Genomic DNA, 16661 nt, shown 5'->3' on the forward strand with positions numbered 1-16661 from the left:
TTCCTCCTCAATTGTCATAGGGGTCGGCGGCATCGCGCAGGCCGTCGCCGAAGAAATTGAAGGACAGGACGGCGACGACGACTGCGAGCGACGGCCAGATCAAGAGCCACGGCGCGGTGGCGACGGTGCGGATGTTCTGGGCGTCCTGCAGCAGCACGCCCCAGCTGACGACCGGCGGCTTGAGGCCGATGCCGAGGAAGGACAGCGAGGTCTCGGCGACGATCATGGTCGGCACGGCCAGTGTCACGACCGCAAGGATGTGGCTCGTCAGCGACGGCAGGATGTGGCGGAAGATCAGCCGTGCTTCGCTCGATCCGTCGAGCCGGGCGGCGACGACGAAATCCTCGCTGCGCAGCGCCAGGAACCGACCGCGCACCTCCCGCGCCAGGCTGGTCCAGCCGAGCAGCGAGACGATGATCGTGATGACGAAATAGACATTGACCGGCGACCATGTCAGCGGGATCGCCGCCGCCAGGCCGAGCCATAGCGGGATGGTCGGCATGGCGCTGACGACCTCGATGATGCGCTGGATCAGCGTATCCACCCAGCCGCCGTAGAAGCCGGAGATCGAGCCGAGCACGACGCCGAGGATCAGCGACATGGCGACGCCGACGAGGCCGATCGACATGGATACGCGGGTGCCGTAGACGAGGCGCGAGAAGACGTCGCGGCCGAGCCGGTCGGCACCGAGCAGGTACATCGGGTCGTTCTGGTTGAGGGGGCCGATCAGATGGCGGTTCATCGGGATCAGGCCCCAGAGATCGTAGGCGGCGCCTTTGACGAAGAAGCCGATCGGGACGACCTTGGTGTCGTCGACGACGAAGGTGCGGCGCAGCGCCACCTTGTCGATCTCGACCTTGTAGCCCTTCACGTGGAAATTGAACTCCGAGCTGCCGTCCGGTTTTTCGACGAAGAAGCTGAAGCCCTGCGGCGGGGCATAGGTATATTGCGGCCGCGAGGTCATCGGCAAAGCGGGCGCCAGGAATTCGGCGAAGAGGCCGACCAGATAGAGGAAGAGGATGATGGCGCCGGCCACCATCGCCACCTTCTGGCGAACCAGTTTGCCGGCGACCAGCCGCCAGGGGCCGATGGCGGCGGTCGAGACGGTCTTGCCCTGTTTCAGCGGGCTGATCGAGGGGCCGTCGGCAACGGTGTGGAGCGGACCAGCATGGGCTCCGAAGGTTTCGTGCGTGCTCATCGCATTCCCCTCAATTGAACCGGATGCGCGGATCGAGCAGCGCCAGCAGCAGATCCGACAGCAGCATGCCGACAAGGGTCAGCGCGCTCAAAAGCAGGATGAAACTGCCGGCGAGATACATGTCCTGCGAGATCAGCGCGCGGAAAAGCAGCGGGCCGGCTGTCGGAAGATTCAGCACGATGGCGGTGATCGTCACGCCCGAGACGAGATGCGGCAGCACCCAGCCGATCGCCGAGACGAAGGGATTGAGCGCGATTCTGACCGGATATTTGAGGATGACCTTGTATTCCGGCAGTCCCTTGGCGCGGGCGGTGACGACATAGGGCTTGTGCAGTTCGTCGGTCAGGTTGGCGCGCAGGATACGGATCATCGCTGCCGTTCCGGATGCGCCGATGATGATGATCGGGATCCAGAGATGGGCGAGGAAATCGCCGACCTTGGCGAGGCTCCAGGGCGCCTCGGCATACTCAGGCGAGATCAGCCCGCCGACGCTCTGGCCGAGATATTTATAGGCGATGTACATCAGCGTCAGCGCCAGGATGAAGTTGGGCACCGCAAGGCCGATGAAGCCGAGAAAGGTGAAGACGTGATCGCCGATGGAGTGGCGGCGGACGGCCGAGTAGATGCCGATCGGCAAAGCGACGATCCAGACGAAGAGCAGGCTCAAGAGCGAGATTACCAGCGTCGAGCCCATACGCGCCCATATCAGCCCGGAGACGGGCTGGCCCCACTCGAAGGAGTAGCCGAAGTCGCCGCGGCTGACGATGCCCCAGATCCATTTCAGATATTGGACATAGAAGGGGTCGTTGAAGCCGTAGATTTCCTTCAGCCGCTCGATCTGCGCGGGATCGACGGTCTGGCCGCTGTCGCTCATGGTGGCGATCATCGAGGTCAGGTAGTCACCCGGCGGCAGCTGGATGATCAGGAACGAGATCAGCGACATGCCAAACAAGGTCGGGATCATGTAGAGCACGCGCTTGAAGATATAGCCAAGCATCGAAACGTTTCTCCTCCCGTCGGGAACGCTGTGACGCGCTTCCCCCGGATCTTCACCCGCCTTCGGCCCTCCAGGCCGAAAGCGCTCCTTCGTCGCGTGTCATCTCATTTCCAGGTGAGATGCAGGACCTCCAGCCGATCGATACCAGGCACCTCCACCTCGGCGCGGCCATTCCCGAGGCTGAAGCTTGCGGCGCGGTCGGCAACGACCAGCCACGCCTTCGCCACCGATCGGCCCTCCGGAATCTCCACCGAAACGGTCTGCGCTGCCAGAGGGTAATTGTCGCGGATTGGGCCTTTCATCATCATCGGATTGGTGAGGTTGAAGAGGCTGAGCGCCAGACCCTCAGCGTTTTCGCGCAACGCCAGATCGACGACGCCCTTGCCCTTGACGGTGACGCGCGGCGTCTTGCCGAGTGCCCAATGGACGGCGTTGGCGATGAGACGGGCGTGGTCGACGGCAAAGACCTCCCAGAAGATCTCGCCAATATTCCAGGGAATATAGACCGTGCGGCCACCCTTGCCGGTTTCGCGGGCGATGACGGCAGCACCTTTCGGATCCTCGCGCGGATAGACCTCTTCCATCGGCAGATCGGGAAAATCGGGGACATAGAGGAAGGGCGTCTTCGCATCGGCCGACGGTTCGGCGTGGATCAGGCGGGTGCCGCCCATGATGCGTTCGGCGCCGTCGAAACCCCGATTGATCGGGTGATCGCCGGAAAGGGCGACATAGGTGTTCTTGACGATGCCGCGCGGGCCGGAGACGTATCTGGCGCCGAGCACGTCGGCCAGACCGAATTCGTCACGCTTCTTGCCGAATTCGTCACGCAGCGACGTCTCGTAAGAGGCAATGACGCTGCCGCCACGATCGACATAGGCGCGGATCGCCGCGTTCTGCGCATCCGAAAGGCAGGAGGCGTTGGCGAGAATGATGAGCTTGAAGCGGTCGAGGTTTTCCGCGGTCAGCACCTGGTCCGAGAGCAGCTCGAAGGGCAGGTGGGCTTCGACGAGGGCGTGGTAGAGACCGAGATCGTGCTTCTCGGCGGAATGCCGATCTTCCGGCGCCCAGTGGCGCAGCGTCGTCGAGGGATCGATGACGGCGATTTCGGCGGTCGGTTTCATGCTTTCCAGCACCGGCTCGACAGCGGCCTGCAGGCCGAAGGCGTCGGCCACCGGCTCGACCCAGCGTTTGTCGGGCACGACACCGTTGAACTTGGTGAACCAGGCATAGAGACCGTGGGCAGTGCCGTCGTTGATCCAGAGCTGCATCTCCTCACCCGAGGTGACGGCATCCTTCCAGCGATATTCCTCCTCTGGGCCGATCGAGGTGATCAGCACGACCGGGCGGTCGGGGAAGGTGGCGCGGATGCGCTTGCCGTTGCGGCCAGCCGACCAGCCGAGCTCAAGGCCCTTGCGGCCCTGATGGTCGACGACGAGGAAGGGGCAGTGCCTGGCGATGACCGAGAGGTCGAATTCCATCAGCGACGCGCCACCCATGTTCGGAATGAAGCTCGCATGCGGGCGGATCGCTTTGACGGCATCGTCCCATTGCGCGATCATGTCGGTGAGCACGCGGCGGCGCCATTGCACCCAGGCCTGCCAGGCGGGATCCTCGGCATCGGGTTTTACAGGCAGGGCGTGGCCGGACATGTCCTTGAAGCGGCGGGCGCTGTCTTCGCTATAATCGACGCCGTGGCCCTGCCAGCGATTGGCGAAGACCGCATCGATATCGTATTTGCGGACGATCTCCTTGACCACCTCAGGCATGAAGAGGCTGTTGTAGTCGCCGTAGGCATTGGTCACCCAGACATCGGGATAGGCCCAGTGGCGGCGCGGCGTGCCGTCGGCATTGATCATCACCCATTCGGGATGGGCTTTGGCGGCATCGTCATGGATCGCATGCGGGTCGACGCGGGCCATGACATGCATGTCGAGCTTGCGGGCGGCATCGACGAGCGTGCCGAAGATATCCTTGTCGCCGAGATATTTGCTCACATAGTGGTAGGGCACTTCGCTCGGATAATAGGCGATATAGCCGCCGGCGCTGAGGCAGACCGCGTTCGATTTCGTGCGTTTGAAGACATCGATCCAGAAGGCCGGGTCGTATTTCTCCGGATCGTCTTCCACAAAGGTCAGCTGGGTCCAGCGGGTCGCGGTCTTGAACCAGTCCGGCGTCCTCAGCGTGTGGGTATTCTGTTTTCTGGCATCGAGCATCGTCTTCATCCAATCATTGGCAAAGAAAGCCTCTAGGCGCCGACCGGCGGGGCCGGCGCCTGACTGGGCTCCTGGGATAAAAGGTCTTCAGACCTTGTAGAATTGCTCCGGCATGGTCGGAGCGGGCGTCGGCCAACCGAAGGAGTTCGGCATGATCTTGGTGATGTTCTTCATGTTGTTCTTGACGATGCCGTAGCCGTCAGGCGGCAGCGAGATGCCGAAGACATAGAAATTGTCGGCGGCGCCTTGCAGGATCTGCTTCATGACCTCGCGCTGGCCTGATGCGTCGGACGTCGCCTTCAGCTTGTCGTAGAGCGCAAGCTGGCTCTTCGTGCTTTCCGGCGGTTCCTCGGCATTGGCATTGGCGCGGTCGCGATACCAGAGTTGCCAGGCCGGGGCGTACATGGCGTTGGCATCGGTCGGCACGTAGTAGCGTGGGTCGAGCATGGCGGCGACGCCGCCATTCGCGCCGAACTGGTGGGCGGTCGCATCGAAATCACGGCCCTGGCGGACGCGCGTCTCCCAGAGCGAACGGTCCATCGAGCGCATCTGCGCATCGATGCCGACCGCCTGGAACATCGGAATGACAAGCTGGAAGAGATCGAGGAAGACGGCGCGCGCCTGGTCGATCTCGAAGATGATCGTCAGGCGGCGGCCCTTTTCGTCGAGGCGGAAGTTCTGGTCGTCGCGCTTCGGCACGAGCTGGTCGAGCATGGCATTCGCCTTGTCGACGTCATAGGCCGTGAACTGTGTGGCGAGCTGCTCATTGTAGAGCGGGTCCTCCTTCTTGATCGACGGCTGGGCAGCCGCGCCCTGGCCAACTAGCACCGCATCGATCAGCGACTGCCGGTCGAGTGCTGTCGAGAGTGCCGCACGGAAATCCTTGTTCCGGAAGAGCTTCCGCTTGGTCTCGTCATTGTGGTTCAGGTTGAAGATGAAATTCATCACATTGGCTTCAGTCGAAGTCAGCGTGTAGAAATCATAGCCGCCCTGCTCACGCGCATCGTAAAGAACCGACTTGTTGTTCGGCGTGGCGATATACTGGTCCATCAGGTCGACTTCGCCCTGCATGGACTTCAGCAGCAGAACCTGCGGGTCGGCGACCATCTGGTAGACGATACGGTCCATATAGGGCAGCTGGTTGCCCTCGGTGTCGACCTTCCAATAGTAGGGATTGCGTTCGGCAACGGCTCGTTCGGTGTTTTCGCCGGGCGCTATCGCGAACATCCAGGCATGCACGCAGGGCTTCTTCGAGGAGTTCAGAAAGAAGGCGTTGTCGTCCTGGAAACCGGCAGCCGCCTGGAAGGAGGCGATCCAGCTTTCGAAGCCGCGTTGCTTGGCGAGTTCATCGGCCTTCGGATTGAAGTCGATGTGGAACTGCTCGAGATAATGTTTCGGTGTGCGTGTCGTCTGGTCGTTGTTTGCCCAGGCGACTTGTAGCGGGAACAGGCCGTTCGGCTTGTCGAAGGTGACCTTGAAGGTCTGCTCGTCGACGATCTCCAGCTTGGCCGGCTTGCCGCCGGACTTCCAATGATCCTGACCGACAAAGGCGACGCGCTTGTCGGTGAAAACGGTGTCGTACCAGAACTTGATGTCGGCGGTGGTGTAGGGATGGCCGTCCGACCATTTCATGCCCTTGCGCAGGCGGATCGTATAGACCTTGGAGTCGGCGTCACCCTCAAAGGACTCAGCGACATTCAGCGTCACGCCAGACCAGTCGGGCGTATAGCGCAACAGCGGCTCATAGGCTTGGTAGCGGAACAGCATCGACAGCGACCCGCCGCCGACCAGCGCCATGTTCCAGTCGCCGCCGTACTTGCCGACGCTTTCGACCGGTTTGACGACGAGCGGATTTTCAGGAAGCCGGTCCTTCAGGCCCGGCAGGGCGCCGCTCGACACCTTCGCTTTCAGGATATCCGCTTCCTTGAAGTCAGCGGCGAAAACCGGCAGGGCCGGCAATATCAGGGCGGCCGACGTCCCGGCCAGAAACGCACGTCGTTTCAGCTTGATCATAGGGATCTCCTCCAAAAATCCGTGCCCTTATCATTATTTTTGCTGTGGGCTGGGATGAGGGAAAGATTACATTTGGATATTGTTAGGTAAAGCGTTATGTTTCTGTTAGTGCGAAAATTTGCCATACCGGCGCGGTTGATATAGCCAGCGTCGCATCAATCGAACGGCGAGGTGCCACGTGGGAAGCAGGGGCCGGGTTACATTGCAGACGATCGCGCGGGAGGTCGGCCTGTCAAAATACGCCGTGTCGCGGTCGCTTGCCGGCAAGAGCGGCGTCAGCGAGGAAACGCGCGCGCTGATCCGCGAGACGGCGCAGCGCCTCGGCTATACCAAGCCCGCCGGGCAGGGTGCTGCCGGCGAGGTCGCGGTCGTCTTTCACGATCTCGATGCCGTCAACAGTGAGCTCTATATGCAGGTGCAGAACGGTGTGCAGCGCGAGGCTCATCGGCTTGGCATGACGCTGCGCGTACGCTGGACCCATGATTCTGGCCAGTTGGAAGAGCTGGCGCGCAGCTGCGACGGGCTGATGCTCGTCGGTCCGCATGCCCGTGAGGCCGTGGCGGCTGTGAGTGCCACCGGCGTTCCGATCGTGCGTTTCGGCTGGGTCGATGCGCTCGAACAGATCGACCATGTCGGCGGCACCGACCATGAGGCAGGGCAGGCGGTAGTGGAGTATCTGGTCGGGTTGGGCCATCGGTCTATTGTGTACGTCTATGGCATGCCAGGCCTGCGGGGACGCCAGGAGCGGCACTATGGCGCCCGCGAAATCGCCGAACGTTATCCTGACGTTGCGCTTCATGTTATGCAGTTCGACGAAGAGAATGGCTTCAGCGCGGCCTTCCGAGCGCTCGTGGAAAAAGGCATCCGGCCGACGGCTTTTTTCTGCGCCCATGACGGGCTGGCGCTGACCGTGGTTTCCGAATTGCTCGGTCAGGGATACCGCATTCCCGACGATATTTCGGTCGTCGGGTTCGGCGACTACTCGCCGGCAACGCAGATCTCGCCGGCGCTGACGACGGTGAGGATGGAGGGGCAGGAATGTGGGGCGGTCGGCCTGCGGCTTTTGCTCGAGCGCATCGAAAATCCGCGCCTGCCGGGCATGCCGGCGCGGCGCATCATGATTGCCTCGCGCATTATCGAGCGCCGCTCGGCCGGACCCTGCAAGGCGGCGGCAAGCGTCGATGCCGCCGAGGTTTAACCGCCGAGCGAAGCAATCGCGGCCTTGACCGCGTCCGCGCCGGGCCTGGTCGGCCGGTATTCCAGACCGACGGCGCCGTCGTAACCGTTGGCAAAGATCCAGCCGAGGCGTCGGGCAAGGTCGATATCGCCGGAGCCCGGTTCGTTGCGGCCGGGATGATCGGCGACATGGACATGGATGATACGGTCGAGACGGCCGTTCAGCACCTCCTCGGTGCGCTCGTCCATCACGGCGGAATGGTAGATATCGTAGACGATACCGATCTCGGGGCGAGCGACGTCATCGATGATGTCGAGACCTTCGCGGGTCGAATCGAGGAAATAGCCGACATGGTCGATGCGGATGTTGAGCGGCTCGACGCCGAGGCGGACACCGCTGCCTTTGAGGATATCGGCGCCGGCTCTCAGCGTTTCGGTAAGCGCCCGGCGCTGTTCTTCGCGGGTCAAGCCTGGGAGATCGTCGCCCGCCTGGGCAATCAGCACCGGCGCGCCGAGACGCTTGGCGACACTGACGGATTCGGCAAGGCCTTTCAGCCAGGCCTGCCGATTGGCGGCGTCGGTCAGCGCGATCATCGGTTCGGCGACGAGGCTGGAGACGGCAAGACCGGCTTCCTTCAGCGCCGTCTCGATCGCATCCAGATCCTTGTCGGTCCAGCGCCAGAATTCGATCGCCGTCAGGCCGGCCGCATGGGCGCGGCGGATGCGATCGGGAAAGCTGTCGCCCTCTTCGGCAAACAGCCACTCTATGCAGGCTGAATAACGTCGCATGAAAACTCCTCCCATCTGTTGATGCAGGCATGCGACAGATCGGCGCCTGCCGCAAGAGGAGTGCAGGCGCTTGACGCCCGGGGCTCATTGGCGGAACACTCAGCACATCAGGCCGGGATCTCCGGCCGTTTGCGGAGGAAGACATGGATCTCGGATTGAAGGGAAAGACTGCCGTCATAACCGGTGCGTCGGTTGGCATCGGGCTGGCGATCGCCGAGGGACTGGCGGCTGAGGGCGCCGACCTTGTGCTGGCAGCCCGTGGCGGCGAAAGGCTCGAGGCGGAGGCCGCCCGGATCGCCGAAAAGTACGGCGTCAGCGCCGCCGCTGTCGCGGCCGATGTGGCGACGGTTGCGGGAACCGAGGCGATCATCGCGGCGGCGGCCGAAAAAGGTGGCGCCGATATCCTCATCAACAATGCCGGCACCGGATCGAACGAGACGGTGATGGAGGCGCCCGACGAGAAGTGGCAGGACTATTGGGACCTGCATGTGATGGCCGCCGTGCGGCTGGCGCGCGGCATCGCGCCGCAGATGAAGCAACGCGGCGGCGGGGTGATCCTGCACAATGCCTCGATCTGTGCCGTCCAGCCGCTCTGGTACGAGCCGATCTACAATGTCAGCAAGTCGGCGCTGATGATGTTTTCGAAGACGCTTTCGACCGAGCTCATCAAGGACAATATCCGCGTCAACTGCGTCAATGCCGGCCTGATCCTGACGCCCGACTGGATCAAGACCGCCAAGCAATTGACGGCGGAAACCGGCGGCAACTGGGAAGGCTATCTGCAGAGCGTCGCCAACGAGCATGCCGCCTCCAAACGCTTCGGTACGCCCGAGGAGTTGGCCAACGTCTTCGTGTTCCTGAGTTCGGAGCGTGCGAGCTATTGCATCGGCTCGACCTATTTCGTCGATGGCGGCATGCTGAAGACGATCTAACCAAGGCGGCTGACAAGGCGCGTGGCGGCCGGTCCTTCTCAAGGCTGCCGCGCGAGCCTGTGGACGTTTCCGATACAAGCTATAAATAATAGCTATTTTGTTGTATGTTCACGCTTTTGACGCTATTTGCCTGCTATTGGCAGGATAAATACTGCGATTTCTACAAGGCGACGACGATGCTGACGAAAAAGGGAAAGTACGGGCTGAAGGCGCTGGTCGACCTGGCGCGGCTGGCGCCGGGTGAGACCGCCTTCATCAACGACATCGCGGCCCGCAACAATATCCCGAAGAAGTTTCTCGACACGATCCTGCTCGAACTGCGTAATGTCGGCATCCTGCGCTCGAAGAAGGGGCCGGGCGGGGGCTATTCCCTGTCGCGGCCGGCAACCGAAATCCGCATAGGCCATGTCATCCGCACGCTCGACGGGCCCTTAGCGCCGATCCGCTGCGCCAGCCGTACGGCTTACGAGGCCTGCGACGACTGTGCCGATCCGGAAACCTGTCAGGTGCGGCGCTCGATGACCGATGTTCGGGACGCGATCGCCGCCATTCTCGACAATATGACCCTCGAGCAATTCGTCGCCGACGGCGGCCGCATCGAAGGCGCCAAGGAAGAATTCCCGATCTCCGCCGCCAGCTGAATTAGGCTCTCCCAGGCTCCGACATATATTCGCCTGCGGTGTGCAGCAACTTATCCCGCGGCAGCGATAGCGCGTGAATGCGGGTGTTGCGCCAATGGCGATCGAGATTGAGCCCGATGCCGGCCGATGTTTCCCCTGCAAGTTCGAACAGCGCGTTTGCGGTGTCGAGCGCCGTTTCCTCGGCAAGGATCGCGGCCGCTGAGGCGGAGAAATGCGCGTCCGCCATTGCGGCCTCCACAGGGTTGACCTGGGCAATGTCGAGTTTGCGGCCAGCCCGTTCCAAGGCTGCCGCCGTTGCTTCGATGCGGATGGCGCGTTCGCCGATCTGGGGAAGGACGGTCGTGCTGCGATCGCCAATTGCGGTCATCAGGTCGCTCCATGCGGCCCGCGCGATACCCAGGCTGACGCCCGCCTTGAGCAGCAGGCCGAGCGAGATGCCGGTCGAATGTCCGGAGGAGGGGGCAGGCGCAATCGCATCGGCATTGACATGAAGCGTTCCGACGATCGCCGTCGCCGATCCATTGGTGCGCTGGCCGAAGCCGTCCCAATCGTCGACCACCTGCAAGCCTTCTTCACCGCGTGCGAGGTAGAGTGTCACCGGGCGGCTGGGAGGAGCGGTGGCGGCAGCGGCGATCCAGTCGGCGAATAGAATACCGGGCACTTGGCGCGTGCGCCCGCTCAGGCGGTAACCCGGGCCTTCGGCGGTCAGTTCGGTCCCGTCGGTGAGGGCGGCGCCCGCGAAGCGGTCGCCGAGCAGCACACGGGCAAACAGCGATGCCTTCAAATCCTCGGCAGCCTGAGTGCGCAGCGTTTCCAGCGCAGAAAAATGATTTTCCAGCGTCTCGCCGATCGATGCATCGCCCTCAGCGATGATTGCAACGATTTCGGCGAGCAGGGCGTTCGACACGTCGAGCCCTTCATGGTCTGGCGGAACAGTGATTGCCGTCAGCCCCGATACAGACAGCGCATCAAGCTCGGCAAAGGGCAGGATGCGGTTGATATCACGTTCGCTCGCCTGATGCCGGAATGCGGCGGCGAGGTCGCGGGCCGTGGATATCGCCTCCTCTTCGCTTTCGATGCGATGCGCGGGAGGCCTCAGGCTCTCTTGAAACTGCGATACCGTTCCCATCGGTCACTCTTTTCTCGACGGATACAGGAGTGAGGGATTGCCCCTCGAATGATAAGGCCGGTTTTTCTACAAAACCCGTGTGCTTTGAATTTTCTTACCAGCTTGATTGCCCTGTTCTCCACGCTACTTACGGTGAAGTGGGGCTTCCTTGATCGAGAAATATGATGAGCGACTCTCGTGCTCGCAACAGCGAGGTTTCGAAAATGGCACGCCAGCCGAGACCGCGCCTGACGCTGGATATTGCCGCGATCCCAACCTATGCGATCGGCGATATTCACGGTCGGTACGATCTGCTTGTGAAAGCCGAGGAGGCGATCCTGCGTGATGGCGCGCGGCTGCCCGGGCAAAAGCTGATCGTCACGCTCGGCGACTATATCGACCGCGGCCCTGAATCGGCACAGGTCATCACCCATCTGATGGAGCCTCCGCCGGAGGGATTCGACCGCATCTGCCTTGCCGGCAATCACGAAGTCGCCATGCTCGACTATATCGATGGCTGGATTTCCTATGACGATTGGATGCAGATGGGGTCGGCGGAGTCGCTCAAATCCTATGGCCTCGATCCGGAGCATCTACCGCTGGTCTTTCCCTCCGGCGCGAAGCTCGATGCCTTCATCCGCCAGTCGCTACCGCGTACGCATATCGATTTCATGCGGGCGATGCCTGTCCTGCTGGAGACCCCAAGCGTGATTTTCGTGCATGCCGGCATCAATCCGAAGCTGCGGCTCAGTGAGCAGACGGACGAGGATCTGGTCATCATCCGCCAGCGGTTTCTCGAAAGCCGGGTGCCGTTGCCGAAACTCGTCGTTCACGGTCATACGCCGAACGATGAACCCGACATACGGCCGAAGCGGCTCAATATCGATACGCGCGCCTATCGCAGCGGCAAACTCACCGTCGCTCGCTTGTGGCAAGGCCGAGTGCATCTGTTTTCGACCTGACTTCCGTTTCCTCAGCCGATGGGATCGTCTCAGACGACCCCTTCCTCGACCGGCTCTGTCTTCGCTGGTTCTACAGTGGCCGGCCGCTTGCGGCGCCAGCCGCGCAGCACGACGTAGAAGACCGGCGTCAGGAACAGGCCGAAGATCGTCACTCCGAGCATGCCCGAGAAGACGGCGGTGCCAAGCGACTGGCGCATTTCGGCGCCGGGGCCGGTGGCGATGGCAAGCGGCAGAACACCGAAGATGAAGGCGAATGCCGTCATCAGGATCGGTCGCAGGCGAAGATGGCTGGCCTCGATGGCCGCCTCCACCGGCGACTTGCCCTCGTCTTCCGCCTGCCTGGCGAACTCGACGATCAGAATGGCGTTCTTGGCCGCAAGGCCGATCAGGACGATCAGGCCGATCTGCGTCAGGACGTTGTTGTCCATTCCCCTTAGCGAGACTCCGATCAGCGCCGCAAGCACCGCAAGCGGGACGATGAGAATGATCGCGAGCGGCAGAACCCAGCTTTCATATTGCGCCGCCAGCGCCAGGAAGACGAAGACGACAGACAGGGCGAAGATGTAGATGGCAGTGTTGCCGGTGTGGGTCTCCTGATAGGCGAGTTCCGTCCATTCGAAGGTCGTCCCCTGCGGCAGGATCTTCGCCGCTAAGGCCTCCATCTTGGCAATGGCATCGCCCGTCGACGTGCCCGGCGTCGGATTGCCCTGAAGCGGCACGGAGACATACATGTTGTAGCGCTGGACAAGCGCCGGGCCGCTGGCATCCTGGATATCCATCAAGGTTCCAAGCGGAACCAGCGCGCCGGTCGCCGACCGGACCTTCAGGGCGAGGATGTCTTCCCGGTCCATGCGGTATTGCCGGTCGGCCTGGGCCCGAACCTGGTAGACGCGGCCGAACGCATTGAAATCGTTGACGTAGGAGACGCCGAGATTGATGGAAAGGGCGTTGAAGATATTGGGAATCGGCACATTCAGGAAACGCGCCTTGTCGCGGTCGATCGCCAGGAAGTATTGCGGGCTGGCATCCGAAAATGTCGTAAAGACGCCGGTCAGCCCCTCGGTCGTTGCCGCCGCGCCCATCATTTGCCGGGCGAGGCCGAGCACGCGGGTCATATCGGCGTTTTCGAGATCGGAAATCTGCATCTTGAAGCCGCCGGAATTACCGACGCCCCGCACGGATGGCGGCGGGATGGCGATGATGAAGGCTTCCTGGATGCTTTGCAGCTTTCCGTAAAGCTCGCCGATGATCTTGTTGGCGTTCTCGCCGCCTTCTTCACGTTCGGCAAAGGATTTGAACGGGACGAAGACGACGCCGGCATTTGAGGCATTGGTGAATGTCGCCCCGCTGAAGCCGGCAAATTGCACGGCATTGCCGACGCCGGGCACGGTGCGGGCGATATCGCCCACCTGTTTGACGACGGCGTCGGTACGCGCAAGCGACGCTCCATCAGGTAGCTGTATGACGATGATGGCGTAACCCTGGTCCATGGTCGGGATAAAGCCCGCGGGAACTTTCGTGCCCATGTACCAAGTCGCTCCGAGCAGGCAGACGAAGGTGACCATCGCGGCTGTCAAGCCCACCCAACTGCTGACCAGATGCCGAACGGTCCATGAATAGCCGGAACTCAGGCGATCGAATCCATGATTGAAGCCATCTGCAAGCCCTTTTCCCAGGCGTGACGCGACATTCATGCGCTTGGTTTCATGGTCATGGGTTTTCAGCAATATGCCTGCAAGCGCGGGCGACAATGTGAGCGAATTCAATGCGGAAATTGCAGTGGTGACGGAGATCGTGACCGCGAACTGCCTGTAGAACTGGCCAGAGATGCCTGGAATGAAGGCTGTCGGCACGAACACGGCGATCAGCACCAGCGAGATGGCGACGACGGCGGTTCCGACTTCGTCCATCGTGACATGGGACGCCTGCTTCGGCGTCATGCCGCGTGCCAGATTGCGCTCGACGTTTTCCACCACCACGATCGCGTCATCCACGACGATACCGATCGCCAGCACGAGACCGAACAGCGTGAGCATATTGAGCGAGAAGCCGAAGGCGAGCAGGACGGCGAAGGTGCCGATCAGCGATACCGGGATGGCAATAATCGGAATGATCGCGGTTCGCCAGGATTGCAGGAAGACAAGAACGACGATTGCTACCAGGATGGCCGCTTCTGCAATGGTTCTGTAGACCTCATTGATCGAATCCGAGATGAATTCGGTCGTGTCGTAGACGATACGATATTCCAGACCCGGCGGGAAATTCTGGGATATGTCCTTCATGAGCGTCTGGACTTGATGGGCCGTGTCCAGGGCGTTGGTTCCCGGCCGGGCGAAGATGCCGAGAGCAACTGCGGGATCGTTGTTGAGATAACTGTTAGTGACGTAATCCTGTGCGCCGAGTTCTATCCGGGCGACATCCTGCAACTGCACGAGCCGGCCCGATGTTGTCGATTTCACAATGACATATCGGAACTCGCGCACGTCGGAGAAGCGGCCGTCCGTTCGCACCGTATATTCGAAAGCATTCTTGCCGGTGACGGGTGGGGCCCCGATCTTGCCGCCCGACACCTGGACGTTCTGATCTCTCAACGCGGAAACGACGTCATCGGATGTCATCCCGTAAGCGGAGAGCTTTTCCGGATCCAGCCAGATTCGCATCGAATACTGGCGTTCGCCAAAAATCTGCACGTCGCCGACGCCGTCAAGGCGCACGAGAACGTCGCGGATGCGGTTGCGGGCGTAGTTCGAGACGTAAAGCTGGTCATAGCGGTGCGACGGCGACAGCAGGTGCACCACCATCATCAGATCGGGTGAGCTTTTGTCGGTGGTGACGCCAAGCCTCTGAACTTCCTCGGGAAGACGGGGAAGGGCGATGGAAACGCGATTCTGGACAAGCACCTGGACCTTGTCGAGATCGGTGCCGAGCTTGAAGGTGATCGTCAGCGACATGGCGCCGTCGGCGCTGGAGTAGGACGACATGTAAAGCATGTCTTCGACGCCGTTGATCTGTTGTTCAAGCGGCGTCGAAACGGTATCGGCGATCGTCTGCGGGTCGGCACCCGGATAAGAGGTGCGCACGACGATGGTCGGCGGCGCTATCTCCGGATACTGCGATACCGGCAATTGCGTATAAGCAATGCTGCCGACGACGAGAAAAAGGATCGAGATGACGGCCGCAAAGATCGGCCGGTCTACGAAAAAATGAGCAAATCTCATTGTCCGTTCTCCGCGCCGACGGTTTCCGGCGGAGCGTCCTGCCGCTCCTGCGGCAGTTCGGTCATCTGAGGCGTGATCTTTGCGCCCGGCCGGGCACGCATCAGGCCGTTGACGATGATCGTCTCGGTGCCGTCGAGGCCCTCGCGTATGACGCGGTAGCCGTAGAGACGCGGTCCGGGCCTTACGGGCTTGGTCGACACCGTGCCGTCTTCGGCGACGACATAGACGACGCGCTCATTCTGGTCCGAGCCGATTGCCTCGTCGGGGACGAGAATGGCCTGGTAGGTGTTGGAGGCTTCGACCTGTATGCGACCGAAGAGGCCGGGCTGAAGGACGAGATCGGGGTTGGGGAAGCGGGCACGCAGACGAATGGTGCCACTCTCATTGTCGACCCGGTTCTCAGCGAAATCGAGCTTTCCCTTGAATGGCTTGGCAGTGGGATCAGAGATCGTGACCGATACATCCAAGCCGCCGCCACCCTGCTGGAGATCCTTGCCCAGTTTGCGCGCCGTATCGGCGAAGTTCAGCAGTCGGCGCTCATCGACGTCGAAATAGAAATCGATCGGGTCGAGAGAAACGATCGTCGTCAGCACAGTCTGATCGGTCTGCACGAGGTTGCCGGCCGAGATCAGCCGGCGGTCGATGCGGCCGCTGAGCGGCGCCTTGATCTCGGTATATTCCATGTCGAGAGACGCGCGATCGGCTGCGGCCTGTGCGCCGCGGACATTGGCTTCGGCCGAATCGAATTCGCGGCGGCGATCGTCCAGCGTCTGCGCCGACTGGCTGCCGCTCGAAGCAAGCGATTGCGTGCGCTTATACTGCGCATCGGCAAAGACCAGGGCGGATTGCGCCGATTCGAGTGTCGCCTTTGCCTGATTGAGCGCGGTTACGAACGGCCGCTGATCGATGACGAAGAGCAGGTCGCCCTGCTTGACCAATGCGCCATCCTGAAAATGGATTTCCTGCAGGTAGCCACCGACGCGCGAACGAACGGAGACTTCGTCGACCGGCTCGAACCGGCCGATAAATTCGTCGCTGTCGACGACATCGCGAACGACCGGCTTGGCGACGGTGACGGGTGGCGCCGGCGGGGCGCTCTGGGCCAGCGCGGGGAGGGGCATGAATGCGGCGATACAGCCAAGCACCACCATCTGTCGAAGCGCGTAAGTCATACCGGTCCCCCAATCTCGACGGCCCGATTCACTGCCGCCAACCTCAAGATGAAGTGATGCTGTTCATGTCTTGCTGCTTTGACCGAGGGTCTCTGCCCCCGTGATTCCCCGGCGTTCAATCCCTTGGAAAAGGAAGGCCGGCACGCAATGCACATCGGAAAAATCGTAACCCTATGGAATTGGACTATAAACGGCAGCGGCGAAAAATTGCAAATGCCAATTGGTAACGTTTCCGGAATCCA

General features: G+C 61.6%; 12 protein-coding genes. 4 read left to right on the forward strand and 8 right to left on the reverse strand.

Annotation, left to right across the window (positions count from 1 at the left end; genetic code table 11):
• Positions 1 to 7 precede the first annotated feature (7 nt).
• The 4 genes from GR198_RS00325 to GR198_RS00340 all read right to left on the reverse strand — a co-directional run bounded on the left by GR198_RS00325 (position 8) and on the right by GR198_RS00340 (position 6421).
• Entirely contained in the window at positions 8 to 1198 is a 1191-nt protein-coding gene (locus GR198_RS00325; RefSeq protein ID WP_029872471.1) for an ABC transporter permease, read from the reverse strand.
• Positions 1199 to 1208: 10 nt separating this feature from the next.
• Positions 1209 to 2195: an ABC transporter permease gene (locus GR198_RS00330; protein WP_029872470.1), complete on the reverse strand. Its 987-nt coding sequence runs from the start codon at positions 2193 to 2195 to the stop codon at positions 1209 to 1211.
• Positions 2196 to 2299: 104 nt separating this feature from the next.
• Positions 2300 to 4408 (reverse strand): alpha-amylase family protein, encoded by a 2109-nt coding sequence (locus GR198_RS00335; protein ID WP_029872469.1) that lies wholly within the window; start codon positions 4406 to 4408, stop codon positions 2300 to 2302.
• A gap of 87 nt (positions 4409 to 4495) precedes the next feature.
• Positions 4496 to 6421: an ABC transporter substrate-binding protein gene (locus GR198_RS00340; RefSeq protein ID WP_029872468.1), complete on the reverse strand. Its 1926-nt coding sequence runs from the start codon at positions 6419 to 6421 to the stop codon at positions 4496 to 4498.
• A 178-nt stretch (positions 6422 to 6599) separates the two neighbouring features.
• On the opposite strand from GR198_RS00340, the gene GR198_RS00345 reads away from it, so the two are divergent.
• Positions 6600 to 7619 (forward strand): LacI family DNA-binding transcriptional regulator, encoded by a 1020-nt coding sequence (locus GR198_RS00345; protein ID WP_029872467.1) that lies wholly within the window; start codon positions 6600 to 6602, stop codon positions 7617 to 7619.
• Here the strand turns inward: GR198_RS00345 and GR198_RS00350 are convergent.
• Positions 7616 to 8386, reverse strand: a complete 771-nt coding sequence (locus GR198_RS00350) for a TIM barrel protein (RefSeq protein WP_029872466.1) — start codon at positions 8384 to 8386, stop codon at positions 7616 to 7618. The two genes, GR198_RS00345 and GR198_RS00350, sit on opposite strands and share 4 nt — an antisense overlap.
• A 143-nt stretch (positions 8387 to 8529) precedes the next feature.
• Between GR198_RS00350 and GR198_RS00355 the strand changes: the two genes are divergently transcribed.
• Complete coding sequence (locus GR198_RS00355; RefSeq protein ID WP_025395731.1) at positions 8530 to 9318, forward strand: SDR family NAD(P)-dependent oxidoreductase; 789 nt, start codon at positions 8530 to 8532, stop codon at positions 9316 to 9318.
• Between the two features lie 176 nt (positions 9319 to 9494).
• Positions 9495 to 9959, forward strand: a complete 465-nt coding sequence (locus tag GR198_RS00360) for an RrF2 family transcriptional regulator (RefSeq protein WP_029872465.1) — start codon at positions 9495 to 9497, stop codon at positions 9957 to 9959.
• A gap of 1 nt (position 9960) precedes the next feature.
• Here GR198_RS00360 and GR198_RS00365 read toward each other — a convergent pair whose 3' ends face one another.
• Entirely contained in the window at positions 9961 to 11088 is a 1128-nt protein-coding gene (locus GR198_RS00365) for a monooxygenase (protein ID WP_029872464.1), read from the reverse strand.
• A gap of 164 nt (positions 11089 to 11252) precedes the next feature.
• Here GR198_RS00365 and GR198_RS00370 point away from each other — a divergent pair, with 164 nt between their 5' ends.
• Positions 11253 to 12029, forward strand: coding sequence for a metallophosphoesterase family protein (locus GR198_RS00370; RefSeq protein WP_029872463.1), 777 nt, complete (start codon positions 11253 to 11255; stop codon positions 12027 to 12029).
• Between the two features lie 29 nt (positions 12030 to 12058).
• Here the strand turns inward: GR198_RS00370 and GR198_RS00375 are convergent, their stop codons facing one another.
• Positions 12059 to 15247: an efflux RND transporter permease subunit gene (locus tag GR198_RS00375; protein WP_029872462.1), complete on the reverse strand. Its 3189-nt coding sequence runs from the start codon at positions 15245 to 15247 to the stop codon at positions 12059 to 12061.
• Complete coding sequence (locus tag GR198_RS00380) at positions 15244 to 16419, reverse strand: efflux RND transporter periplasmic adaptor subunit (RefSeq protein WP_029872461.1); 1176 nt, start codon at positions 16417 to 16419, stop codon at positions 15244 to 15246. Before GR198_RS00380 ends, GR198_RS00375 begins: the two co-directional genes overlap by 4 nt.
• Positions 16420 to 16661 lie beyond the last annotated feature (242 nt).

This window comes from Rhizobium leguminosarum, assembly GCF_010668065.1.
Taxonomy (GTDB): Bacteria; Pseudomonadota; Alphaproteobacteria; order Rhizobiales; family Rhizobiaceae; genus Rhizobium; species Rhizobium leguminosarum_S.